This is a genomic window from Bradyrhizobium sp. MI1.7 (assembly GCF_055811795.1).
Genome location: NZ_JBVVPO010000024.1, coordinates 66741 through 90414 on the forward strand (window position 1 = coordinate 66741; position 23674 = coordinate 90414).

The 23674-nt window shown below is 64.8% G+C and carries 22 protein-coding genes; 7 read left to right on the forward strand and 15 right to left on the reverse strand.

The window, feature by feature from the left end:
- Positions 1-34: 34 nt before the first annotated feature.
- The 8 genes from AC0L3X_RS22220 to AC0L3X_RS22255 form a co-directional block, all read right to left on the reverse strand.
- Entirely contained in the window at positions 35-1489 is a 1455-nt protein-coding gene (locus AC0L3X_RS22220) for a GntP family permease (RefSeq protein ID WP_063979778.1), read from the reverse strand.
- Between the two features lie 3 nt (positions 1490-1492).
- Positions 1493-2512, reverse strand: a complete 1020-nt coding sequence (locus AC0L3X_RS22225; protein WP_354132132.1) for a patatin-like phospholipase family protein — start codon at positions 2510-2512, stop codon at positions 1493-1495.
- 109 nt (positions 2513-2621) lie between these two features.
- A complete protein-coding gene (gene serA / locus AC0L3X_RS22230; protein ID WP_063985916.1) occupies positions 2622-3866 on the reverse strand; it encodes a phosphoglycerate dehydrogenase in 1245 nt (414 codons plus the stop codon).
- A gap of 120 nt (positions 3867-3986) precedes the next feature.
- Positions 3987-5219, reverse strand: a complete 1233-nt coding sequence (locus AC0L3X_RS22235) for a rhodanese-like domain-containing protein (protein WP_063979780.1) — start codon at positions 5217-5219, stop codon at positions 3987-3989.
- Positions 5220-5292: 73 nt separating this feature from the next.
- A complete protein-coding gene (locus AC0L3X_RS22240; protein ID WP_063979781.1) occupies positions 5293-6486 on the reverse strand; it encodes a PepSY-associated TM helix domain-containing protein in 1194 nt (397 codons plus the stop codon).
- A complete protein-coding gene (locus tag AC0L3X_RS22245; protein WP_473316754.1) occupies positions 6479-7507 on the reverse strand; it encodes an extracellular solute-binding protein in 1029 nt (342 codons plus the stop codon). Before AC0L3X_RS22245 ends, AC0L3X_RS22240 begins: the two co-directional genes overlap by 8 nt.
- Positions 7508-7509: 2 nt before the next feature.
- Positions 7510-9843 (reverse strand): TonB-dependent siderophore receptor, encoded by a 2334-nt coding sequence (locus tag AC0L3X_RS22250; protein ID WP_063979783.1) that lies wholly within the window; start codon positions 9841-9843, stop codon positions 7510-7512.
- A 202-nt stretch (positions 9844-10045) separates the two neighbouring features.
- Positions 10046-10930, reverse strand: coding sequence for a dihydrodipicolinate synthase family protein (locus AC0L3X_RS22255; protein WP_063985917.1), 885 nt, complete (start codon positions 10928-10930; stop codon positions 10046-10048).
- 179 nt (positions 10931-11109) lie between these two features.
- On the opposite strand from AC0L3X_RS22255, the gene AC0L3X_RS22260 reads away from it, so the two are divergent.
- Both AC0L3X_RS22260 and AC0L3X_RS22265 read left to right on the forward strand, forming a co-directional pair.
- Positions 11110-12522 (forward strand): FAD-binding oxidoreductase, encoded by a 1413-nt coding sequence (locus AC0L3X_RS22260; RefSeq protein WP_063985910.1) that lies wholly within the window; start codon positions 11110-11112, stop codon positions 12520-12522.
- Between the two features lie 8 nt (positions 12523-12530).
- Positions 12531-13226, forward strand: a complete 696-nt coding sequence (locus tag AC0L3X_RS22265; protein WP_063979784.1) for a GntR family transcriptional regulator — start codon at positions 12531-12533, stop codon at positions 13224-13226.
- Between the two features lie 6 nt (positions 13227-13232).
- Here the strand turns inward: AC0L3X_RS22265 and AC0L3X_RS22270 are convergent, their stop codons facing one another.
- Together AC0L3X_RS22270 and AC0L3X_RS22275 are read right to left on the reverse strand one after the other, a co-directional pair.
- Entirely contained in the window at positions 13233-13373 is a 141-nt protein-coding gene (locus tag AC0L3X_RS22270) for a hypothetical protein (protein WP_162131457.1), read from the reverse strand.
- 190 nt (positions 13374-13563) lie between these two features.
- On the reverse strand, positions 13564-14502 hold the full coding sequence (locus AC0L3X_RS22275) for a DMT family transporter (protein WP_063979785.1): 939 nt from the start codon (positions 14500-14502) through the stop codon (positions 13564-13566).
- A gap of 56 nt (positions 14503-14558) precedes the next feature.
- Here AC0L3X_RS22275 and AC0L3X_RS22280 point away from each other — a divergent pair, with 56 nt between their 5' ends.
- From AC0L3X_RS22280 to AC0L3X_RS22295, 4 genes are all read left to right on the forward strand, one after another.
- On the forward strand, positions 14559-14756 hold the full coding sequence (locus AC0L3X_RS22280; protein WP_063979786.1) for a hypothetical protein: 198 nt from the start codon (positions 14559-14561) through the stop codon (positions 14754-14756).
- A 96-nt stretch (positions 14757-14852) separates the two neighbouring features.
- The gene (locus tag AC0L3X_RS22285) at positions 14853-16874 is read left to right on the forward strand and encodes a YgiQ family radical SAM protein (RefSeq protein WP_063979787.1); all 2022 of its coding nucleotides are present in this window, start codon (positions 14853-14855) and stop codon (positions 16872-16874) included.
- A gap of 395 nt (positions 16875-17269) precedes the next feature.
- Positions 17270-17728 carry an Rrf2 family transcriptional regulator gene (locus AC0L3X_RS22290; RefSeq protein WP_063979788.1) on the forward strand — a complete coding sequence of 153 codons (459 nt, stop codon included), beginning with the start codon at positions 17270-17272 and terminating at the stop codon, positions 17726-17728.
- The gene (locus AC0L3X_RS22295) at positions 17725-18438 is read left to right on the forward strand and encodes a class I SAM-dependent methyltransferase (protein WP_063979789.1); all 714 of its coding nucleotides are present in this window, start codon (positions 17725-17727) and stop codon (positions 18436-18438) included. The genes AC0L3X_RS22290 and AC0L3X_RS22295 overlap by 4 nt, the downstream gene beginning before the upstream one ends.
- 60 nt (positions 18439-18498) lie before the next feature.
- On the opposite strand, the gene AC0L3X_RS22300 is transcribed toward AC0L3X_RS22295, so the two are convergent.
- The 3 genes from AC0L3X_RS22300 to AC0L3X_RS22310 form a co-directional block, all read right to left on the reverse strand.
- A complete protein-coding gene (locus AC0L3X_RS22300; protein WP_063979790.1) occupies positions 18499-19632 on the reverse strand; it encodes an alpha/beta hydrolase in 1134 nt (377 codons plus the stop codon).
- A gap of 251 nt (positions 19633-19883) precedes the next feature.
- Positions 19884-20201: a DUF1488 family protein gene (locus tag AC0L3X_RS22305; protein ID WP_256376441.1), complete on the reverse strand. Its 318-nt coding sequence runs from the start codon at positions 20199-20201 to the stop codon at positions 19884-19886.
- 3 nt (positions 20202-20204) lie between these two features.
- Positions 20205-20405, reverse strand: a complete 201-nt coding sequence (locus AC0L3X_RS22310) for a hypothetical protein (protein WP_224516821.1) — start codon at positions 20403-20405, stop codon at positions 20205-20207.
- A 331-nt stretch (positions 20406-20736) separates the two neighbouring features.
- Between AC0L3X_RS22310 and AC0L3X_RS22315 the strand changes: the two genes are divergently transcribed.
- Complete coding sequence (locus AC0L3X_RS22315) at positions 20737-21828, forward strand: AraC family transcriptional regulator (RefSeq protein WP_224580953.1); 1092 nt, start codon at positions 20737-20739, stop codon at positions 21826-21828.
- Positions 21829-21906: 78 nt separating this feature from the next.
- Here the strand turns inward: AC0L3X_RS22315 and styB are convergent, their stop codons facing one another.
- Both styB and styA read right to left on the reverse strand, forming a co-directional pair.
- A complete protein-coding gene (gene styB / locus AC0L3X_RS22320; protein ID WP_063979794.1) occupies positions 21907-22392 on the reverse strand; it encodes a styrene monooxygenase NADH-dependent flavin reductase subunit StyB in 486 nt (161 codons plus the stop codon).
- A gap of 24 nt (positions 22393-22416) precedes the next feature.
- Complete coding sequence (gene styA, locus AC0L3X_RS22325; protein ID WP_063979795.1) at positions 22417-23667, reverse strand: styrene monooxygenase subunit StyA; 1251 nt, start codon at positions 23665-23667, stop codon at positions 22417-22419.
- Positions 23668-23674 lie beyond the last annotated feature (7 nt).

Below are 23674 nucleotides of genomic sequence, written 5' to 3' on the forward strand. Positions count from 1 at the left end.
CGCCCTTCCGTCAATCGCTTGCGCTGGCCTTCCTTCAGAACGATCCCAGCGCGCTGCCCAGGGCGATCACAGCCACCAGCGCCAGCAGCGAGGTCACGATGCCGACCATGACGATGTCGAAATAGCTATCGCGATGCGTCAGGCCGCAGATCGCGAGCAGGCTGACCACCGCGCCATTGTGCGGCAGGATGTCGAGCGTCCCCGAGCCGATCACCGCCACGCGGTGCATCAGCGCAGGGGCTATGCCGGTGCGCGCGGCGAGCTCGACATAAGTCTGGCCGAGCGCGTCGAGGGCAATGGTCAGGCCGCCTGACGCCGACCCGGTCAGAGCGGCCAGGATGTTGGTCGCGACCGCTAGCGAGACCAGCGGTCCGCCTTCGATCGCCAGCACCCAGTCGCGCACGATCGTAAACGCCGGCAGCGAGGCGACGACCGCGCCGAACCCGACGAGGCTCGCGACGCTGAACGCAGGCAGGACGGATGCATTGGCTCCGGCGTCCATGGTGCGGCGAAGCGCCGGCAGGCGAGCCCGGTTCAGCACGATGGTCGTGACGATGGCCGCAGTCAGCGCGACCGCGACCGACCACACGCCTGCGACGGCCGCGAGCGTGGTTTCACCAAAACGCTGCTCGGCGAGATAGCTGACATCGAGCCGCGGCAGCACTACGAGCGACATCACCAGATTCACGATGACGACCACGATCAGCGGCGCGATCGCACTCCACACGGGCGACGGCCGCTCGCTGCGCTGACCGTGCTGGAGTTCCGCCGGATCGAACTCGCGCGCGGTCGTGGCGCGCTCGCGCACGAGCTCGTCGGCGGCGGCGCGCTCGGTCGCGCCCTCGATGTCGTCGCCATAGCCTTCTCCGGTACGGCGCGCTGCGGCTTCAGCGCGGTGCAGCCACCACAATCCTGTCACGAGCATGATGAGGGAGGCGATGATACCGAGACCTGGCGCTGCGAACGGCGTCGTGCCGAAGAACGGCATCGGGATCGCATTCTGGATCGACGGCGTGCCCGGCAAGGCCGACATGGTGAAGGTCGACGTTCCCAGCACGATCGCAGCCGGGATCAGGCGACGCGGGATCGAAGCCGCGCGAAACAGCGAGCGGGCCATGGGAACGATGACGAAAAACGCAACGAACAGGCTGACGCCGCCATAGGTCACCGCGGCACCGGCGAGCACCACCGCCAGGATCACGCGACGCTCGCCGAGGCGCTCCGCCATGAAGGCGGCGACCGACGTGACCGCACCGCTATCGTCCATCAGCTTGCCGAAGACCGCGCCAAGCAGGAAGATCGGGAAGAATTGCGCCAGAAATCCCGCCGCATGCACCATGAACACCTGGGTCAGGTTCGCAAGCAGCGGCTCGCCGCCGAACAACGCGGCAACGAGCGCTGCAAACGGCGCCAGCAGAAGCACGCTCCAGCCGCGAAAAGCGAACAGGACGAGCAGGGCGAGCCCGACGAGGAGGCCGAGAAGACCCATGCCTCAGCACTCCGACAGCAGGACGTCGAGATCGGCGGTCGATTGCCGGCCGATGTCGGCACCGTGCGCGGCGAGAAACGCGTCCGCGGCCAGGCGCCCCTCGGCGCGCAGCATCGAGACGAACTCCCATTCGGCGTTGAGCTTGGATGACGCGCCGAACTTCGCCAGCATGTCGCTCTTGACGCGGTGGGTCCGCATCTTTGCCCAGCGCGCGCCCTCGCCGCTGCCGGGGTCGGCCGCCTGGCGCAGCAGCGCGATCATGCGCAATTCCTTCATCAGGGGCGAATTGAACGAAATCTCGTTCAATCGATTGAGAATCTCCGCAGCCGTCCGCGGCTCTTCGAGCGTTTCGGTCGGATTGATCTGCACCAGGATCGTGTCGTGCGCATCGCTTTCGCGAATAAGCGGCGTGATCGTGGGGTTGCCGGCGAAGCCGCCGTCCCAATAGGGTTCGCCGTCGATGTCGATCGCGCGGAACATGGTCGGCAGGCAGGCCGACGCCAGCAGCACGTCCGCCGTGATCTCGGCATTGCGGAAGATCCGTCCACGGCCGGTGCGCACCCGCGTCGCGGTGACGAACAGCTTTATTGGCGAGTTCGCGAGCCGCTCGAAATCGATACTCTCGGCCAGCACGGCGCGCAGCGGATTGTAGCCGGTCGGATTGAGATCGTAGGGCGACAGCACGCGCGACATCAAATCGGTGAGAATGTAGAAGGGCGACGTATCGAGCGTCCAGCGCCCCATCAATCGATCGAGCGGCGAGCGCCGGAGCGGACTAAAGGCGGCAGCCTTCGAAACGCGGCGCCAGTATTTTTCGAGCGCGTCGCGCGCGCCCTCGGCGCCACCGGCCGTCCAGCCGTCCGCCAGCACGGCCGCGTTCATCGCGCCTGCGGAGGTTCCGGAGATCGCTGCGATCTCTAGCCATCTCTCTTCCAGGAGGCGGTCGAGCACACCCCAAGTGAAGGCGCCGTGCGAACCGCCGCCCTGAAGCGCGAGATCAATCAGTACGGCGTCTCGTTCCATGGCGGACACTCACGCAACTGAAGCTCAAATTCGACGTGATTGTAGCACGCCGAGGATGACAGCAGTGTGGGAGCTGTGACCGCAAGATGCAACCGGAACGTAGGGCGGTTCAGTGCTCGAATACCAGCCGTGCGCCGACCGTGCCCTCAAGCGCGCGGATCTGCGCAAGCAGCGCGCCTGAATCCTCGCCCCCGAGGTCGGCGTCGAGCACGACGTAGCCGAGGTCGCCGGCGGTCTCCAGATATTGCGCGACGATGTTGATGTCGCGCTGGAGGAAAACCTCGTTCAGCCGCCGCAGCATGCCCGGCACGTTGCGATGGACATGGCTGAAGCGCGCACCGGCGGGACGCAAGTGCAGTTGCACCTCCGGGAAATTCACCGCGCCCATGGTCGATCCCGTGATGAAATAGTCGACCAGTTTTCGCGCGACTTCCCCGCCGATGCGCTCTTGTGCTTCCTCGGTCGAGCCGCCGATATGCGGGGTGAGGATGACGTTCTCGAGGCCCTGCACCGGGCTCTTGAAGCGATCCGAGTTCGAGGACGGCTCGACCGGAAACACGTCAATGGCTGCGCCGGCGAGATGGCCGTCGCGCAGGGCGCCCGCGAGCGCATCGAGATCAACCACGGTGCCGCGGCTGTTGTTGATCAGGAACGAGCCTGCTTTCATCGCCCGCACCTCCGTCTCGCCGATCATGCCCGCGGTCTCCGGCGTCTCGGGCACGTGAAGGCTGACGACATCGCTCTGCGCCAGCAGCTCTTCCAGCTTCTCGACCGGCTCGGTGTTGCCGTGGCGGAGCTTGTCGGTGCGGTCGAAATAGATCACGCGCATGCCGATCGCTTCGGCCAGCGTCGAGAGCTGCGAGCCGATATTGCCGTAGCCGATGATTCCGAGCGTGCGGCCGCGCACCTCGCGGCTGCCGGTCGCCGACTTGTCCCAGCCGCCCTCATGGGCCGACACCGAGCGCGGGAAGATGCGCCGCAGCAGCATCACGATCTCGCCGATCACGAGCTCGGCGACGCTGCGCGTGTTGGAAAACGGCGCGTTGAACACGGGAATGCCGCGCTTGCGGGCCGCCAGGAGATCGACCTGGTTGGTGCCGACGCTGAAGCAGCCAACCGCGAGAAGCCCGTCCGCGGCCGCGAGCACCTCATCGGTGATCTGGGTGCGCGAGCGGATGCCGAGCAGCGACACGCCCTTCAGCGCGCGCCGCAGGTCTTCGCCGTCCAGCGCCTTGGTCAACCGCTCGACATTGGTGAAGCCCGCGCTCCGGAACAGGTCGACAGCGCTGTCATTGACGCCTTCGAGCAACAGCGCCTTCGCGTTCCGCTCGGGGCTTTGGCCTGGGGCTGGCATGGAATCTCCGTAGGTCACAGCTTTGCCGCAGCTCATAGACCGCGGGGGAGATGCAGCACAATAGGGTTTGGATATGGGGAGAAGATGGCGGGGCGGTAAGTGTTTACGGTGGCCGCCCGGTCAAATGACGTAAAACCCATGCGTGCCGTCGAGACGCAGCTGCTCGACCAAGCCATATTCCCAGTCGAGATAGGCCTGCATCGCGCGCTCGGCGACGTCAGTGCCCTCATAGGGCCGGCGGTAGCGGTGCGCCGGATCGGGCTTCGGCAGCACGCGCGGCGGGCCGACCTCGAGCTCACCCTCGTAACCGCCTTCGAGGACGTAGACCTCCCAGCCCATCTGCGCGAGCCAGGATGCCGTCATGTCGGCACGCACGCCCTTGTCGTCGGTCAGGAGGATGCGCGCGCCGCGCACGGGCGCGGCCATGTCGGTTTCCTGGACGAGCTGGCCACCGGGATAATGGCGGAAGCCGGGGAGATGGCCGGCCGCATACTCCTCTGCGTCGCGCACGTCGAAACGATAGAGCGTGCGATCGGTCTGAGCTGCGAGCGCCTTCGCCTCGCTCGCGCCGATATGGCGAACACCGGCGCGATAGGCGACGTCGCGCGCATTGGCCGGGCCCCCCTCGAATGGCCCGATCGCGCCACGCCGGTCCGCGCCATGATCGAGCGTGTGCCGCGCCAGCGTCCAGCCGATCGTGCCGTTGCGCAACGCCCGCACCTTGTTGGGCACGCCGGCGTTGATCAGCGACTGGGTGCCGATGATCGAGCGCGTGCGCCCGGCGCAATTCACGATGATGGTGGTCTCAGGGTCGGGCGCGGCCTGTCCTGCGCGCAGCACCAGCTCAGCGCCGGGCACGCTGACCGAGCCCGGAATGTTCATGGTCGCATATTCGTCGAAGCGGCGAACATCGAGGATGGCGATGTCGGCCTTGTCCGCGATCAGCTTTGCCACTTCGTCGGCACTGAACGACGGCGTGTGGCGGCGGGCCTCGACCAGCTCGCCGAATGCCTTGGAATAGGAATTGACGTCCTCGAACACCTGATAGCCCGCATCGCGCCAGGCCTTCAGCCCGCCGTCGAGCGCGCTGACATTGGTGTAGCCGAGCGCGGCAAGCCGCTCGGCGCCGGTTGCAACAAGTCCCTCGCCATCATCGTAGAGCACGATCGCGACGTCCTTGCGCGGCAACCGCAGCTCGGCCTCGATCGCGATCCGGTCCGCGGCCATGTTGGCGGCAAACAGCGGATGCCCGGTGGCGAAGCCGGCCTCGTACCTGAGATCGAGCAGCGCGATCTCCTCGCGGAGCAGCAGCGCGCGGCGGATATCGGCGGGGGTAACGGTGAAGAGCTTCATGGCGTGAACCCTGGCAAGTACGGCCAAGGGCTTTTGAACGATTGTCGCGCGCTTGGCTAGCCTTCGCGGCCGTTCACTCGCCCGGAACCAGCCGCCCGAGCGGCGGCTGCGCGGGACGCCGCAGCCTGCGGCGCGACAGATAGAGCAAAATGCCGGTGACCGAGAACAGCGGCATCAACGCTGCTGCAATCATGAAGGCGAGCTTGCCCGGCCAGCCCAGGAACGCGCCGCGATGGATGTCGAGCACGTTCGCGATGATCTTCTGGCCGAGCGTCTTGTCGGCATAGCGCTCCGCCGAAATCACCTGCCCCGTGACCGCATCCACGCGGAATTCGTCGCGCGTGGTATCGAGCGTCGAATCCTTCGGCCACGACCGGATCCGGATGACCGTGCCGGGTCCGGCGGGCAGCGTCAGCAACGCTCTGGAGAAATGTTTCCCCTCCTCATGCTGGAGCGTCGTCCATGCCTGATCGAATCCGATCGGCTGGGCCGGCTCGGGCCGGGCGGACGGACGCGGCACCTTTGCGGACATCTTCGGCTGCATCTTCGCAGCAGCGACCTCTGGACGCGACAGCAGCCAGACCACCCCGTCCTTGTACCAGTCGAACGAGTACCACAGCCCGGTCAGCGTCATCACCAGATAGACCGGCAGTACCCAGGTGCCGATGACGGCATGCAGCGAGCGGTGCAGGCCGCGCCCGCTGAGTCCGAGATTGGGTTTCAGCCACATCTTCACGCTGCCGGCGCGGCGCGGCCAGCGCAGCACGAGGCCCGAGATGAGCATGACGATCAGGCCGAGCGCGGCGATGCCGGTGATCTGGCGTCCCCACCCCTTGGCATCGCCGGGGATCAACAGCCATCGATGCAGCCTGCGCACGGTCGCGAAGAACTCCTCGCCACGCGGCGCACCCAGCACGCGCGCGTCGTAGGGATCGACATAGAGCGATGTCGGCCGCGCGCCCTGCTCGTCACGCGCGAAGCGGACACGCACCGCCGCGGCCGGATCGCTCGACAGCGTGACGGCCGAGACCTTGCCGAGGTCCTGCCCCGCCTTCAGCCGGGCCACCAGTTCGTCCGGCATCAGCGCCGGCGCCTGGCGCGGCGCGACCTGCATGATACCGCTATTCAGATGATCGCCGATCTCGTCCTCAAAGCTCATGATCGCGCCGGTCAGCGCGATCAAGGCCAGCAGCAGCGCAAGCACGAGGCCCGCGATCGAGTGAATCTGGTGCAGAGCGGCCTTGATGTGATGCCCCACCCTACTCATCGAAGCCAACCTTCTTGATAAGCGAGATCGCGGCCTGCTGACGTGCGGCGATCTGGTCGATCGAAATTGCATCGGCGATGAACGTGCCCATTTCGGCAACGATCGGTGCACGCTCCGCTGCTGCAAGCACGGGGTATTCCAACTCGGCAGCGGCAAAGATCCGCTGCGCTGCCGGCGTGACAAGGAATTCGAGGAATTGTCGCGCCAACGCCGGATGTGGCGCCTGTTTCGCGATGGCCGCGCCGGTGAGGTTCACATGCGTGCCGCCGCCCTTGAAGGTCGATGGCACCGCCTTGACCTCCATCGTCCAGGCACGCCAGTCGGCCCCTTCGCGTCCGTCGCGCAATTGCGCCAATGCCACGGTGTTGCCGATGCCGATCTTGCACGCGCCTTGCGCGATCTCGCGGATCACGTCGTTGTCCTTGCCATCAGGCTTGTGCGCGAGATTGGCCTTCAGCCCGGCGAGCCAGGCCTCCGTCGCGGCCTCGCCGTGATGGACGAGATAGGCCGCAACCAGCGCGACATTGTTCTGATGCAGCGGCGAGCGCATGCAGAGCTTGCCGCGCCATCTGGGATCGGAGAGGTCTTCATAGTCGATCGAAGCAAGCGCGCTGTCCTTGCGCACAAAGGCAACGCGCGGGCGGACGGAAAGCGCAAGCCATTGCGCGCCGTTACCACGGAGATTTGGAGGGACCACCTGGTCGAGACGCGACGGCGTGAAGGCTTGCGTCAGACCGCGGGTGGAGAGCTGGGTCGTCTTGTCCAGCCCGATCGTCATCAATAGGTCGGCAGACGACGCGTCACCTTCCGATACCAAGCGCTTGACGAGACTGTCCTCGACGAAGACGATTTTCACCTTGACGCCGCTGGCTTCCGTGAAGGCCGCAACGACAGGCTCGACCAGGGCAACCTCCCTGGTCGAATAGAGCGTGATCTCCTCGGCGCGGCTCGCACCTGTGGCAGCAAGGCAGGCAGACGCCGCCGCGATCAGGACCGCGATGGCTTTGTGCCGCACCGCCATCGCTAGAACTTCACCGTTGCCGACAGCGAAACGCGGCGCGCATCGCCGATCGCGACGTTCAGATTGTTGACGGCGGAGGGATAATAGACGGTGTCGAACAGGTTCTTGACGTTGAGCTGATAGATCACCGGCGTGTTCTGGTAGTTCGTCTCATAGGTCGCGAAAATATCGGCGACCACATAGGACGGCAAGAAGAAGCTGTTGATCGCATCACCGGGACGGTCGCCGACATAGCGCGCGCCGCCGCCGAGGCGGAGCTGGCCCGGCAAAGCTGTACCGAAATCATAGACCAGATAGAGCGAGGCCGTGTTCAGCGCGACGTTCTGCAGCTTCATGCCGTAGAGCGACCGATCTTCGGATGCCGTCACCCGCGCGTCGGTATAGCCATAGCTGCCGATCAAGGCCCAGCTGTCGGTAAGCCTGCCGGTCACGTCCAGCTCGACGCCCCGGGAGCGGGCGCGGCCGACGGTATGGAGTTCCACCACGCCAGCGCTGTTCGTCTTCGTCGTCTGCACGTTCTTCTTGTCGAGATCGTAGAGCGCCAGCGTACCGGAGATACGCTTGTTCAGATCGAACTTCACGCCGGTCTCATATGACACGCCTTCTTCGGGCGCGACGTTGGAATCGATCACGATGCCGATCGGCGCGATGGTCGAGTTGGGCTTCAGCGATTCGGTGTAGCTCGCATACAGCGAGATCTCGTCGGTCAGCTTGAAGATGGCGCCGCCGAGGGGAAGCACCTTGTCTTGCGACACGTTGGTATTGGTGACGAACGGTTTCCCGCGCCCGGCGATCTGGTCGTAGTCCATGTAACGGACGCCGCCGACCAGCGCGAACCGTTCGGTGAGATGCAGGGTGTCCTGGAAGAACAGCGACCATTGGCCGAGCTTGTCTGTCTGTGCGCTATCGCTGTTCGACACCGTCGTGCCCGGTCCGACCAGCCCGTAGACTGGATTGTAGACGTTGATGGCGGGAGTCGCCTGCCGTATCAGATTGTCGCGATAGATGGTGCGATACTGGCCGTCGCCGCCGAATACCACCTCGTTGCGCATATTGCCGAGCCAGAAGCCGCCGGAAATGTACGACGTTCCATAGCTGGCATTACTGAGCGAGCCCTGCGTGCCGTCGTTGCTGCGCGTCTCGACGCCCGTCGTGAAGTTGAGGGTGGAGATGCGGAGCTGGTTGGCGCTGAAGGTTTCGGTGTTGTAGCTGTAGCCGGCGTAAAGCTTCCAGTCCTGGTTGAAGCGATGCTCGATCGAGGCTTGCATCAAGTCCGAGGTGCCCCAGGTGTTGTTGAAGGGCTCATCGAGCCGGCGCGTGGACGGCACTGCGAGCGGTGCCTTGGTCACCGGATTGAACGCCGTGCCACGATCGAACGGATAGATGAATTCACGGTGCTCGTAATTGAGCTGGACCGTCGTGTCCTGGCCGTACCAGGCCAGCGACGGTGCGACCAGCATTTCGCGGTGACGGCCGAAATTCCGCCAGTAATCTTCGCTGACGCCGTAGCCGATGAAGCGATAGGCAAGGCCCTGATCGCCGATCGGACCGGTAACGTCGAGCAGGCCGTCAGCGCCGGTTTTCGAGGCACTGAATGCCGAGCCGAGCAGCGTGACCGAACCGTGCTGATAGAGCTCCGGGCGTTTGCTGATCGTGTTGACGATGCCGCCGGGATCCATGATGCCGTAGAGCAGCGAGGCCGGCCCCTTCAGCACCTCGACGCTTTCGACCGCGGGATTGAAGCTGCGGCCCTGCACCAGCGGCATGCCGTTGCGCATGATCGAACCGTCGCGGTTGTCGCCGAAGCCGCGGCGGATCACCGCGTCCTGGCTGCCGGCGAGCGTGTTGGTCTGAGTGATGCCGGAGACATTGATGAGCGCATCGTCGATGTTCCGCGGGAGCTGGTCCTTCAACACCTGTTCAGGCACGATGTTGACCGCCTGCGAGGTATCGAGGGGCGAGGCGCCGCTGCGCAGTGTGGTCGAACTCGGCATCGCGCGGTAACCGAGCTTGGCAGCTTGCTGCGCGGCGGCCGCGGCTGCAGCACGTTCCGATATTGTCGGTGCTGCTGGTGTGGCGGCATTCCGGCTGCGCTGGCGCGCGGCGGCTTGCGTCCGGCGCTGGGGCGATTCAGATGCGCGGGCCGGCTTCGGTCGCTGCACCGGCGCTTCCACTGTCACCGGCGGCAGCGCTGACTGCGCCTGCGCGGTCGTCGTGTTCGAGGGGGATTCGACGAGCAGCACCGCTGCGCCGAGGAGAAGACCTGCACGGCTCTTGCCGGCATGATGACGATGGCCGCTGACGCGTTGGCCATCCACGAGGGCACGCACTTTCATTCCACTTCAAGTCAAGAACATTGAAGTGTGCGCCTGTAACAGTCGGCGGGATCGAAGAGAACCGTAGGCGAGCTTGAATCGCTCTAGTGTTGAATCGTTCTAAGCGCATCGGCGCACCGAACGGCAATCACCGATTGACGTCGCAGGGATCGCAACACGCTGCACGCGAATCCGCGGCAACGTGTCACGAAAGTTTCGCATCTCACGCGATGGCAGGAGCAATCAGCTCGTCAATCTTTCGCTTGAGCGCCGCACCATCGGACGAAGCACGGAACGGCGGGCGTACGCGCAGCCAGCCGGCGTCGCCCGTCTGTGCGGCGAGGATTGCCTTCAGCGTCGCGAGGAACGACGGCGTGTTCAGCACGACATCGGTCGCGGCTTGCATGCGCGCCTCGACGTCCTTGCCGTCAACCATGCCCTTGACCAGCTCGGGCACGACGTTGGCCATGCCGCAGATGGTGCCGGCGCCGCCGGCGACGATCGCGCGGGTGATGTCGGCTTCGTTGCCGACGGTGATGGCGAGATCCGGCGCGGCAGCACGGAATGCCTGGAACTGCTTGAAGTCGCCGCTGGAGTCCTTCAGGCCCGCAACCACCTTGCCGTAACGCTTGCGCAAGTTCGCAGCGACACCGGTCGGGATCGCAACGCCGGAGACCTGCGGGATGTGATAGAGCGAGGCGCGCAGGCGATCGTCGGCGACGCCGTCGATGATCGCAGCAAAAGCATCCTCGATGCCTTCGGGCGTGACACCACGGTCGAAATAGGGCGGCAGATACAGCAGGTGGCGCAGGCCGAGGCCGAGCACGGTGCGCGTCAGCGCGATGCTGTCGGTGATGGCGGGAAAGCCGCCGCCGATGCCGATACGCTCGGGCGCGACGCCGGCCTTGAGCACGGCCTCGATGGTCGCGACACGCTCGGTGACATTGAAGGAGGTGCCCTCGCCGGTGGTACCGAACAGCACAACGCCGTCGACGCCCTTGCCGAAGAGCTGCCTGGCGTGAGCGGCGAGCTTGGCGGAGTCCACGCTGCCATCAGTCGCCAGCGGCGTCGCCGACGCCACCCAGAACCCGCGAATTGCCTCCGTCATCTCACCACCCATTAGCTGCGGTCCCGGACTAAGCCCCTGATCTCGAACGATCTTAGGAGGCCTTCCGAGCCTTGTTTTTGCTTTACTTTTTATGTTGTACCTTACATACAAGACGGACGCAAATCCTTTCCACCATCACGGCGCGCATGAGACGCAGCCAGATTCCGAGGAGGTCTCGCATGAACATGTTGAGCCCCATTGAGCGTCCCGATCAGTTGCTTGGCGCCTTGCGCGACAAGCTCGGCGCGGCCGCCGTGCTGATGGGCACCGAGGTGCCGACGCGCAATTGCAACGACTGGAGCGCGAGCCTGCCGCAAACGCCGCTTGCGGTGATCCGGCCGGTCGATGCGCAAGGCGTCGCCGATGCGATTGCGGCCTGCCGGCAGGCGCGGCTGCCCTTCGTGCCGCAGGGCGGATTGACCGGGCTGTGCCGCGGCGCATCGCCCGAAGCGGGCTGGGTCGCGATCTCGCTCGAGCGCATGACCGGCATCGAGGAGATCGATCGGGCGTCAATGACGATGACGGTGAAATCGGGCACGCCGCTGGAGACGATCCAGAAGGCCGCCGACGAAGCCGGTTTCTTCTTTCCGCTCGATCTCGGCTCGCGCGGCTCCTGCGCGATCGGCGGCAATCTCTCCACCAATGCCGGCGGCAACCGCGTGATCCGCTACGGCATGACGCGCGAACTGGTGCTCGGCCTGGAGGTGGTGCTGCCCGACGGCACCATCATCACCAGCCTCAACAAGCTGATGAAGAACAACGCGGGCTATGACCTCAAGCATCTCTTCATCGGCTCCGAAGGCACGCTCGGCATCATCACCCGCGTGGTGTTGCGGCTGTTCCCGAAACCGCGCTCGACCATGGCGGCGCTGTGCGCGCTGAAGGACTATGCCGCGGTGATCGCCCTGCTCGATGCCGCGCGAAGCGGGCTCGGACCGCTGCTGTCGGCATTCGAGGTGATGTGGCCGGACTATTGGGACGTGATCACGAATCGCGCCGGGGTGAAGCCGCCGGTCGCCGCAGGCCACGGTCTCTACGTGCTCGTCGAGGCCCAAGGCACCGACGAGAGCCTGGATGCACCGCGTTTCCAGGCCTGGCTCGAAGAGCTGATGGAGCGCGGGCTGCTCGCAGATGCCGCCGTGGCGCAATCGCTGGCGCAGACGCAGGCGTTCTGGCGCGTGCGCGACATCTGCGCCGAGTTCGGCCAGGTGCTGGGTCCGCACATCTCCTACGACATCGGGCTTGCGGTGGCGCGGATGGACGAGTTCGTCACCCGCTGCAAGGCCGCGTTGGCCTCCGGCATCAAGGGATGCGAGAGCGTCTATTACGGCCATATCGGCGACGGCAATCTGCATCTCGTGTCCTGGGTCACCGGTCTTTCCGTCGCGCAGCAGCCGAAGGAAGAGATGGACGCGATCATCTACGGTCTGGTGCGTGAACTGGGCGGCAGCGTCTCCGCCGAGCACGGCATCGGCACGCTGAAGAAGAAGTGGCTGGGCCATGCCAGGAGCGAAGCCGAGATTGCGTTGATGCGGACGCTGAAGGCCGCGCTCGATCCCGATCACCTGCTCAATCCCGGCAAGGTGATCTGAGACAGCAGATGCGATCGCTCAAGCTCGATACGCCGAAATCGCTGTCGCAGCGGGTGGTGCTGCGGCTGCGCCAGGCTATCATCGACGGCGAGTTCGCGCTTGGCGCCGCCATCTCCGAGGAGATGGTGGCGAATTCCTTCGGCGTCAGCCGCACGCCGGTGCGCGAGGCGATGGGCCAGTTGCAGGCGCAGGGCCTGGTCGTGATCCGGCCGCAGGTCGGCAGCTTCGTGTTCACGCCGAGCGCGGACGACATCACTGCGCTCTGCACCTTCCGGATCGCGCTCGAGCCCAAGGCCGCCGAGCTCGCGTTTCGTCACGATCGCGACGGCGCAATTGCGACGATGAGCGAGGCAATCGCGGCGATGGAGCCGGCGATCGCGGCGAAGGACAACATCGCCTATGGCCGCGCCGATGCGAGCTTTCACGAAGGGTTGTTCGCGCATTGCGGCAACCGCTATCTCATCGAATCCTACCAGCTCGTCTCGGGCCGCGTCGCCGCGCTGCGCACCAACCTGACGTCGCCGATCGACGTGCGCACCCGCTCGTCCTTCGACGAGCATCGCAAGCTGCTCGATCTGTTCGCGCGCGGCGAGTTCGCGGCCTTCGAAGCGCTGATGACGACGCACATCACCAATTCCGGCCTGGTCTACGCCAAGGCCTTGAAAGTGGAGGCCTTGAAAGTGGAGGCGCTGAAGGTGGACTGAGCGCCTCTACCCCGCGTCCTTCGATCCCGGCCTGTCCAGAAAATCCAGCGCGGTGTTGATCTGTTCGAGCTGGTGCTCGATCTTGTCGCGATCGTCGACCGACTGCGCCTTCTCGAGCTGTTCCACAAGCTTCTGCTTCCGTGACAACAAGTTCTCTATGACCGTACTCACAAGTCCCCCATCGCCCCGAAACGAAACGTCGAGGCAAAATCCGGTTACGGCACTGGCGCCGGGATGGTCGGGGCGCGCGCGAGCATGGCTCGCACCGGTCCCTTGATCAGAATGTTCGCGGAGGCGGTTGGTTCCTGCGAATGAACCACAACTCCGATCGATGGAACTATTTGCGCAGGCTCGCCCAGACCCCGCCGAGGATCAGCACACCGCCGAACAGATGGATCAGTTTTGGCGGTTCACCGAGAATTGCGAACGACAGCAGGGCGCTCGCGATCGGTCCGAGATAAAGCACGAGCGAGGTTCGGACCGAACCGAATTTGCCGCCGAGCCAGGCAAAGCCGGCATAGGCGAGCAGCCCGGGAACGATCCCGGCGAAGACGTAAGCCGACACCGCTTTCGTGCTGAAGACCTGCGCCGGCGTGGTCCACATCTCGATCAGCGCCTGCGGCAGCGAGAACAGCGCGCCGGCGCCTGCGAACAGGCTCATGCGCGCCAGCAGCGACGCCTTGGGCGCCGCGCGCGATTGCAGCAGCGTGTAGCCGGACCAGCCGAGCATCGCGATCACGACCAGGCCGTCGCCCGCTGCCGTCTCCAGTGCGAACAAGGTCTCCGGATGACCGCCGGAGATGATGAGCAAGGCGCCGGCGAGCGCAAGCGCCGTGCCGAGCCATTGCAGCGGGCCGACCTGCTCGATGCCGAGCACCGCAGAGATCATCAGCACCGTGACCGGCGACAGCGCCATGATCAACGCGATGTGGATCGCCGTCGTCGAGATGCCCGCGGCATAGACCGGGCCGCCGCAGAGGAACATGCCCATGAAGCCGGCGGCGAGGATCGGCCAGATGTTCTTGCCAAGTGGCACGCGGCCGGCGCGGATCTCGGCGAACGCGATCGGCGCGAGCCCGATGGCAACGATGCTCCAGCGGAAGAAGGCGAGCGCGAAGGGCGGGACCGAGCCCGCAAGCCCGCGCGCCAGAATCTGATTTGAGGCCTGCGCGGTCGCCACCAGGATGAAGCCGATCAACGCAACCGCACCGAGCCAGGCCTCGGTGGACGGCGCCGCGCCGGCGTCATCACCGCCGTCAGAAGTTTCCTTGCCCATGGAGCAATCGGATATCCGATGTCGGCCGCGGTGAGAACCCGGAAGAGGGATCGCTCATGTGCATATGGGGCACGCGCACTGTTCCGGGCGGCGAGGCGATGCGCGCCATGCGCAAGGTCTGGATCGAAGCGGCGTTGCCGGGCTCGACGGCAACCAATCTCCGCCTCGTCGAGGACGCCGTACCGATGGTCCGCCAGCATGGCGGCGAGCCGGCCACGACTGCCGAGGTCCGGCAAGGGTTCGCGAACGGTTAACGCACTCCCGCAAGCCGGATAGCCCCTGGCGGAACCGCAAATCTTCACGCGTCCGTCGGTTGTATTCGTACGCCCGGAGTCCTATGCGTAGGCGCCATGGACATCCAGATCATCACCGCCGAAAAGCCCCTGATGGCGCAGGCGCGCCCGCGCAAGCCGGCGCCATTCCTTCCCATGAGCCGCGCCGAGATGGACGCGCTCGGCTGGGACGCCTGCGACATCGTGCTGGTGACCGGCGATGCCTATGTCGACCATCCGAGCTTTGGCATGGCCATCATCGGCCGGCTGCTGGAGGCGCAGGGCTTTCGGGTCGGCATCATCTCCCAGCCCGACTGGCATTCGGCCGATCCGTTCAAGGTGCTCGGCAAGCCAAAAGTGTTTTTCGGCGTCACCGGCGGCAACATGGACTCGATGGTGAACCGCTACACCGCGGACCGGCGCATCCGCAGCGACGACGCCTATACGGCCGGCGGCGAAGGCGGCAAGCGGCCCGACCGCTGCACCGTCGTCTACGCGCAGCGCTGCCGCGAGGCGTTCAAGGACGTGCCGATCGTGCTCGGCGGCATCGAGGCCTCGCTGCGCCGGATCGCGCATTACGATTACTGGTCCGACAAGGTGCGCCGCTCGGTGCTGGCCGACGCCAAGGCCGACCTCTTGCTTTACGGCAATGCCGAGCGCGCCGTCGTCGAAGTGGCGCAGCGGCTCGCTGACGGCGAGGCACCGCGCGACCTCAACGACATCAGAGGCGTCGCGCTGTTCCGCCGCGTCCCGGAGGACTACAGCGAACTGCACGCCGACGATCTCGATTCCGCCGACGAGGGCGCAACGCGCCAGAAGGGTGCGACCGTCATCCGGCTGCCGGCGCTGGAGCAGGTCGAGCAGGACAAGGAAGCCTATGCGCGCGCGTCACGCGTGCTGCATCGGGAGAGCAATCCCGGCAATGCACGGCCGCTGGTGCAGCGTCATGGCGACCGCGACCTCTGGCTCAATCCGCCGCCGATCCCGCTGACCAGCGACGAGATGGATGCGGTCTACGACCTGCCTTACGCACGCGCGCCGCATCCGTCCTATGGCGAGGCAAAGATCCCCGCCTGGGACATGATCAAGTTCTCGGTGACGATCATGCGCGGCTGCTTTGGCGGCTGCACCTTCTGCTCGATCACCGAGCATGAGGGCCGCATCATCCAGAACCGCTCTGAGGGTTCTATTCTGCGCGAGATCGAAAAGATCCGCGACAAGACGCCGGGCTTCACCGGCGTGATCTCCGACATCGGCGGCCCCACGGCCAACATGTACCGGATGGCGTGCAAGGATCCGAAGGTCGAGGCGGCGTGCCGCCGGCCGTCCTGCGTCTTCCCCGAGATCTGCCCGAACCTCAACACCTCGCATGACGATCTGATCCGGCTCTATCGCAAGGTGCGCGAGACCAAGGGCATCAAGAAGGTGATGGTCGCTTCGGGCGTGCGCTACGACCTCGCGGTCGAGAGCCCCGAATACATCAAGGAGCTCGTCACCCATCACGTCGGTGGTTACCTGAAGATCGCGCCCGAACATACCGAGCGCGGCCCGCTCGACAAGATGATGAAGCCGGGCATCGGCGCCTACAACCAGTTCAAGCGGATGTTCGATGCCGCGGCCGAGCAGGCCGGCAAGAAATACTATCTGATCCCGTATTTCATCGCGGCGCATCCGGGCACGACCGACGAGGACATGATGAACCTCGCGCTCTGGCTCAAGAAGAACCGCTATCGCGCCGATCAGGTGCAGACCTTCCTGCCCTCGCCGATGGCGACCGCGACCGCGATGTACCACACCGGCGTCAACCCGCTGCGCGGCGTACGCCGCGGCGGCAGCGACAAGGTCGAGGCGATCAAGGGCCTGCGGCAGCGAAGGCTGCACAAGGCGTTTTTGCGCTATCACGACCCCGACAATTGGCCGGTGCTCCGCGAGGCCTTGATCGAGATGGGCCGCCGCGACCTGATCGGCTCGCGTCCCGACCAGCTCGTGCCCGCGCATCAGCCGCCCGGCACCGGCAAGGCCGCCGGCACACGGCGACCGGTGCGCCCCGGCGGCAAGACGCAGCGGTTCACGACCAAGGGTCTGCGGGTGATGAAGTAGCGGCAGAGCCGGATGAGGTCCGGTTCGGCCTGCGGCAGTTGTGCTCCAAAATAAAATGTCGAAAACAACCCCATGCACAGTAGACGGCATGAGCGGGATCAATGGCTTAGGCGGTCTGCGGCGACGTTGACCCGTCGGGCAAAACAGGCGCTGGATGGCATCCTCGGCAGCGTTGGCTGAGCAAGTCCCCGACGCTCCTCCGTATCGATATCCCAAAGCTTCACATCGCGTCCCGCACGCAAGCTTTTTCCGCGCGCGCTGTGCGGATCATGCTCGAAACGGCATCTTCCATCGATTCGAATCCAATCGACGCGCCGGCCGATGAGGCGCGCGTTCCTTAACGCACGCTCCGAAACCAGTTGACCTCGGCGCCATCATGTAACATATGAAGTTACATGAAACGAGACGGCCGATTATCAGGGGTTCTCCACGTCCTGCTGCACATGGCGCAGCAGCCTGGCCCGTTCACCTCCGAGACCCTGGCGAAGGCCATGGACACCAACCCGGTGGTGATCCGCCGCATCATGGCGGGCCTGCGCGACCTCGGTTACGTCCGCTCCGAGAAGGGGCACGGCGGTGGCTGGACGCTGGCTTGCGATCTGTCGAGGGTGACGCTGCGCGACGTCTACACCGCGCTCGGCAGCCCCTCGATTCTGGCCATGGGCAACCGGACCGAGGCGCCTGGCTGCCTCGTCGAGCAGGCCGTCAATGCCGCGCTCGATCAGGCCTTTGACGATGCAGAGGCGTTGCTGCTGTCGCGCTTTGGCGAAGTGACGCTGGCGATGCTGAGCGACGATCTGCGCAAGCGCCTGGGTGCGCGAAAGCTTCACAGCATGAGCGCGCATCACGCGTGACCCATTCCCCTCAGCAGGACAACATCGTGACCGACATTCAAAACGCGTTCTCCGATCCGCAGATGGTGGCGAAGTACACCGAAGGGCCGCCACGGTTTGTTCCCGGCTACAATTCGATGCTGTCCATGGCGGCGATCCTTTTGGGCGAGCGTGCGCGTGAAGATGCGCGAATACTCGTTCTTGGCGCCGGCGGCGGCCTGGAGCTGAATGCCTTTGCGCAAGCGCAGCCGCGCTGGACCTTCGACGGCGTGGACCCGTCCGCTGCGATGCTGAATCTCGCGAAGCAGACGCTGGGCCCGCTCGCGTCGCGCGCGCGTCTGCACCAAGGCTATATCGACGATGCACCGGAGGGGCCGTTCGACGGCGCGACGTGCCTGTTGACCCTGCACTTCGTCGATGTCGAGGAACGGCTGCGAATAGCGTCCGAAATCCGCCGCCGCCTCAAGCCCGGCGCGCCGTTCGTCGCGGCCCATTTCAGCATCCCCGGCGACGACGATGAACGGCCGCTTTGGCTCTCGCGCTATTCCGCCTTTCTCGCCGCAGCCGGAGTCGAGCCCGACAAGGCGGCCGCCGCGCGAAAGGCGGTCGACGGCCAGTTGAGCATTCTGGCGCCCGCGCGAGACGAAGCAATTTTGCGCGACGCAGGCTTCTCCGTCCCAACCCTGTTCTACATCGGCTTCACGTTCCGCGGCTGGGTCGCCTACGCCTGAGACGTCACGGCCTCGTCGACACGTCGCCATGAAGAAGCCAGGCAGGGCCTGCCTCTCGCGCTACTCCGCAAGCCGCGCGAGCGGGCCCGCGGCCGCCTTCTGTTCACCCAGCGCTTGGCCCTGGGCCATGCGTTGGCGGATCATTGCGACAACCGGGCCTACCTGCTCGAAAGCCCGGTCGTGGGCGTCGTCGCCGGCGACCGCCAGTTTCGTCAGGTCGTAGACGTCGATCCGGTCGCGCGCGAGCTCAGTTCGATAAGGCTCCTGGGTCGGGTCGATATCGCCCAGGCGGGCGACGTCTCCCCAGATCGTCTTCGACAGCGAGAGCGCGCCGTCGTCACGCGAGACGAACAACGAGATGGGGGGCCGCGCGCCGCTCATCCGGTTCAGTTGCGAGCGGAAGACATCGACATCCACGTCGGGTGCCACCAGCATCACATTCTTCAGCTTGCTGCGCTTCGACGCGACAGCCGGGGCGCGGATCGCCCGCGTTCGCAGTGCTTCCAGTGCGATCCAATTGCCCATCGAATGAGCCAGAAGATAAACTTCGCCGACGGCAGACGAGGCGTCGAGCGTGCTCAACAGATTGTCGAGCGCGTCACGCGAAAAATTGGCGCTTTCCCGGTCATAGGTATACGCGCGCAGCCTCAGCTCGCCGCGCGATGGCCAGGTGAAAAGCACGGGAACGACCGGCACTTTGGAGTCGTGCACGATCTGCGCGAAGCGATAGACCGCATCATCGAAGCGGTTGTTGAAGCCGTGGACGAAGACAAGCACCTTGTTGCGACCGGACTGCTTCATCGCCGCGGCGACAGACGCAGCGAAATGCGTCTTGTCGAGATAGTCGGCCGACACAGTCGTGAAATCCCGTTGGGGGTCGCCGGGCAGGCTCGCGGGCCACTGCACTTCGCCGATCTTCCGCGCGGCATCTGGCGGGATCGAGACAGTCACCTCGGCAAAGGACAGCTCGTCCGAACGGTCCCCGCTGAACATCTCACCGGGATCGACGTCGGATCGCTTGCGATTGGTGACGACGTAGATCGGGACATTTGTGTTTCCGGGGGCGACCTGCGCTGTCGGAACAAGCACGCCCTGCGACGGACGTCCTGCACAGCCGCCCAGGACTGCTGCGATCGACAAAGCCAACAAAACTGCTGGAGCACTGATGCGACTCGTCCGGACCACCGGCAACACTCACAACTGGACGCAAGAGCGCGATAACTCACCATCCGGGCAACGGAAGGGGCACCGGATATCGACCAGTCTATACCGGCTGAGCGTGCCTGGATGTCACGGCGCGGCAACACCCAGCCGGCGACAACTGCGGAACCCGGTCTTGCAGACCATGGTCGAGTGAAATGTTTAAGAGGGAGATGTCGAGCATCTCACGTGGCACAAATTGCATATGCGTTGCCGTTGCGGCGGCGGCCTTGCTTTGGCGGTCGTCAGAGCGCCTTGACGTGCTTGGAGAAGATGCGGAGCCGCTCGCGCTGCCGCCTGCCCTGCTGTTCGAAAGCGTATGATGCAAGGCGCTCGACCGCGTCGCGGAGACACCTGAATTGGGTCTCCCTTTCGTCGGGACGCGTGCCCTTCGAGCCGTGAAGGTCGTCCAGCGCGACGCTGCTTATCTCGCAGTCGACGATGCTGGCGCCATACGTCATCGTAAACAGAAACGCCATCCGCTCCGTGTCGTAGCCAAGAATCTGGCCGCGCGTCAGAAGCGCTGCGTTTTCCGCTGGGGATACTCTCGGTGGACGCGGCAATTGTCAGCCTACGGCTTCGCCGGTGTCGCACGGCGGCACCTCCGCCAGGCGGCTCGCCTGCGAAGCAAAATCGTTGAACGCTGCGACTGCGTCGCTCATGTTGCGGCATCCGCGGCTGTCGCGCGAGGCGTGAACGCGAAGATCGAACAGCTCCATCCAGAACAGGGGCGCCGCAGCTGAACCGGCTTCAAGCGTTTCGAACATGTTGATCTCGCAATCGCCAACGCGCTCAAGCGCAACCGTCCGTGGGCCATGAGCGATATGAGGAATTCCGAGCAATTTTCCGTAACTTCGCAATATCTTCACGTTTATAGGCGGCGCGCCATCGCAGCTGGACATCAAGGCCTTCGGGCTTTTTCGGGGTGGGTTCGCCCCCGAGTACAGACGACGCACCTAGGGGGACAGATCGCCGATTTAAGTCACATGACACCCGGTTTCTTGTTATCGTGAGCCAATAACTTGATTTTCTATGCCGCGATCCCGATGCGCGAGCCGAGGACTCAAGGCCGCAGCGGCAACGACGAAAGGGTTCGATGTGGCTGCTGCCCGTTCGCCCCAATTGCAAGCCATGCCCAGTGCGACCGGCGGCATCGCCCGCCTGGTGTGGGCCCGCCTGCGCGAAGCCGGCATTCAGGCGGACGGCTTGCTGTCCAAGGCCAGATTGACCCTCGAGCAGATCCAAGACCGCAAGGCGCGGCTTAGCGTTGAAAGCCAGATCAAGTTTCTGGAGCTTGGTGCCGAGGCGCTGCACGACGACGCCCTGGGATTTCACCTGGCACGGGACTTCGACCTTCGTGAGATCGGCCTGCTCTACTATGTCGCGGCCTCATCCGGGACAGTCGCTGAAGCATTGTCAAAGACGGAGCGCTATTGCCGCCTCGCGAACGAGGGAATTTCACTGCGATTTGCCGCGAAGGACATGGCGATTGCGTTGAGCTATGTCGGCGTGGAACGGCGGTCGGATCGGCACCAGATCGAATTCTGGGTGACCTCTATCATTCGAATCAACCGCGCACTGACCAACCGCCGCGTGGTGCCAAGCCGTGTCAAAGTCGCCCATCGCCGTCGAGCGATGCCCGCGGAGGTCAGGTCGTTCCTTGGTTGCGAGATCGAGTTCGGATCAGACGTCGATGAGATCGCCTTCCCTCAGTCCGTGGGACAGATGCCCATCGAAAGTGCCGATCACCACTTGAACGATCTGCTGGTGACCTTCTGCGAGGAGGCGCTTGCACATCGGAAGCCTGGGGGAGTTTCGCTCAGATCGAGCGTCGAGAATGCCATCGCGCCACTGCTTCCCCATCGCGAGGCACGGGCTGAGGAGATCGCGCGCCGGCTCGGCATGAGCCACCGCACGTTGGCGCGGCGCCTCGCGTCGGAAGGACTGACCTTCACCGGCATTATGGACGAGCTGAAAATCGACCTCGCCAAAAGCTATTTGAAAAAGGACGAGTTGCCGATTTCGCAAACCGCCTGGCTGCTCGGCTATGGCGAAGTCAGCGCATTCACCCACGCCTTCAGGCGCTGGACCGGAATGACGCCACGACAATGGCGTGCCGCGGACGATCCCAAGCGCGCCGACAACGTCAACGATACGCCCCCTCGCGCAAAGAACGCCAGGGCAAGCTAGTCCCGGCGGTAACGCCAAAGCGCCCCGATGCAGCCAGGAAAACACCAGATCCACTCAAGCCGCGGACCGCTGCAACCCTCACCGATCCACCGGCACGCCCGGCCCGAGATGATACCGGCTCGAGAAGAACACCAGCGGCGTAGTGTCGCGATAGTCGCAGCTCGAAACTTCGGCGATGATCAGCGTGTGGTCGCTGACATCGACGTGGCGTGTGACCTCGCAGGCGAACCAGGCCATGCAGCCCGACAGACGCGGCAGGCCGTCGACGATGACGTAATCCGGCGTCGCGCCGGTGTTCGGCTGGCTCGCGAAGTGCCGCGACAGGTCCCGGCCATGCTCGGGCAGGACGTTGACGCAGTAGCGTCCAGTCGCCGAGATCGCCCGGTGCATGCGTCCTGGCATGACCGACACCAGCACGGTCGGCGGGGACAGGCTGACGGTGACAAAACTGTTCGCGGTCATGCCGCAGACGCGGCCGTGCTCGTCCAGCGCGGTCAGCACCGCGACACCGGTCGTAAAGCGCGATGCGGCCTCGCGGAATGAGGCCGGATTGGCGCGCGGCATGTCAATCCCCACTCGCATCGGTCCTCACGCAATCGCCCTGACCGGCTCAGGCGGCGCCGACATGCGCTCGATCCAGGCCTGGATGCGCTGCGGCGTGCAGATGCGGTCCCACTGCCGGTCCGGGTAGTTGAAATTCTCGGTGAACTCGTTGGCCAGCGCCGGGTTCTGGCTCATCGCGCCGATCAGCATGCCCAGCGCTTCCGTCGGCGGCTGCAGCATCACATTGGTCCAGCGCGAGGCCGCCAGCACGCGATCCTGTCGTTTCAGCTCGATCTTCTCGCACAGGCGCAAGTCGAGCGCATCCGCGTTGACGATCTCCTCGCCGAGCACGAAGGCCGCATAGGAGGCGACATTGGCGCCCTGGCCCATCATGGGATCGACGATCGCATGGACGTCACCGAGCGCGATCGCGCATTTGCCGTCGTCGAACTCGACCACAGTGTTGCGCACCGTCGGGACCACGCCGCCTTGCAGCAGATCCTGCGGCTGCGCGAGATCGAAGCGCGCGGTGTCGATGCGGTCGTAGGTCGTCGGGTGATGCTTCTCGAGCTTGCCGAGCAGCACTTTCAAGAAGTGCTTCGGGTTGTCGTCGTAGCTGAGCGTGGCCAGTTCCTCCATGTCGCCGCCCGGCACATTCTCCATCAGCAGCGCGTTGGCGACACCGCCGAACGTAATGGTCGGGATCACGATCATCTCGCCATGGCCTGGAGACACCGAGAGCGTGACGTTCATGGGATCGGGCTGCCGCATGCCGGTGTAAAGCCCGACGCACAGCCGCCGTTGCGGCTGCGAATAGGGGGTGTGCTCCGGCCGGTAAGTGAAGAGCTGGCCCAGCGGACCCTTGCCGGTCGAGACGACCAGGAGATCGAAACGGGCGACCAGCGGACGGATGTCGCGCTCTTCGATGCGGCGATATTCGATCTTGCCGCCGCGGCTGACAAAATCCTGCATCAGGGCAGGAAGATAGATCCGGTAGTCGACGGCGCGGCTCGGCTTCGAGAAATCACCGCGAAAGCTCAGCGGCTGCGGAAAATTGAAGACGTGATCGTGGTAGTAATAATGGTCCTTCGGATCGCTCCAGTGATTGACGCCGAGATAGTCCTCGCGCGCGATCGTCACGTGGTGATGCGCGACGGTGTTGAGCAGGCGGATGTTCTTGTATTCCTCGGGCGGTCGATCCGTGATGATCGTCGCGTCCACGCCGTGCTTCTGCAGGTAAAGCGCGAGATGCAGGCCGGCGATGCCGGCGCCGACAATTCCGATATGGCGTGCCAATTTCGTC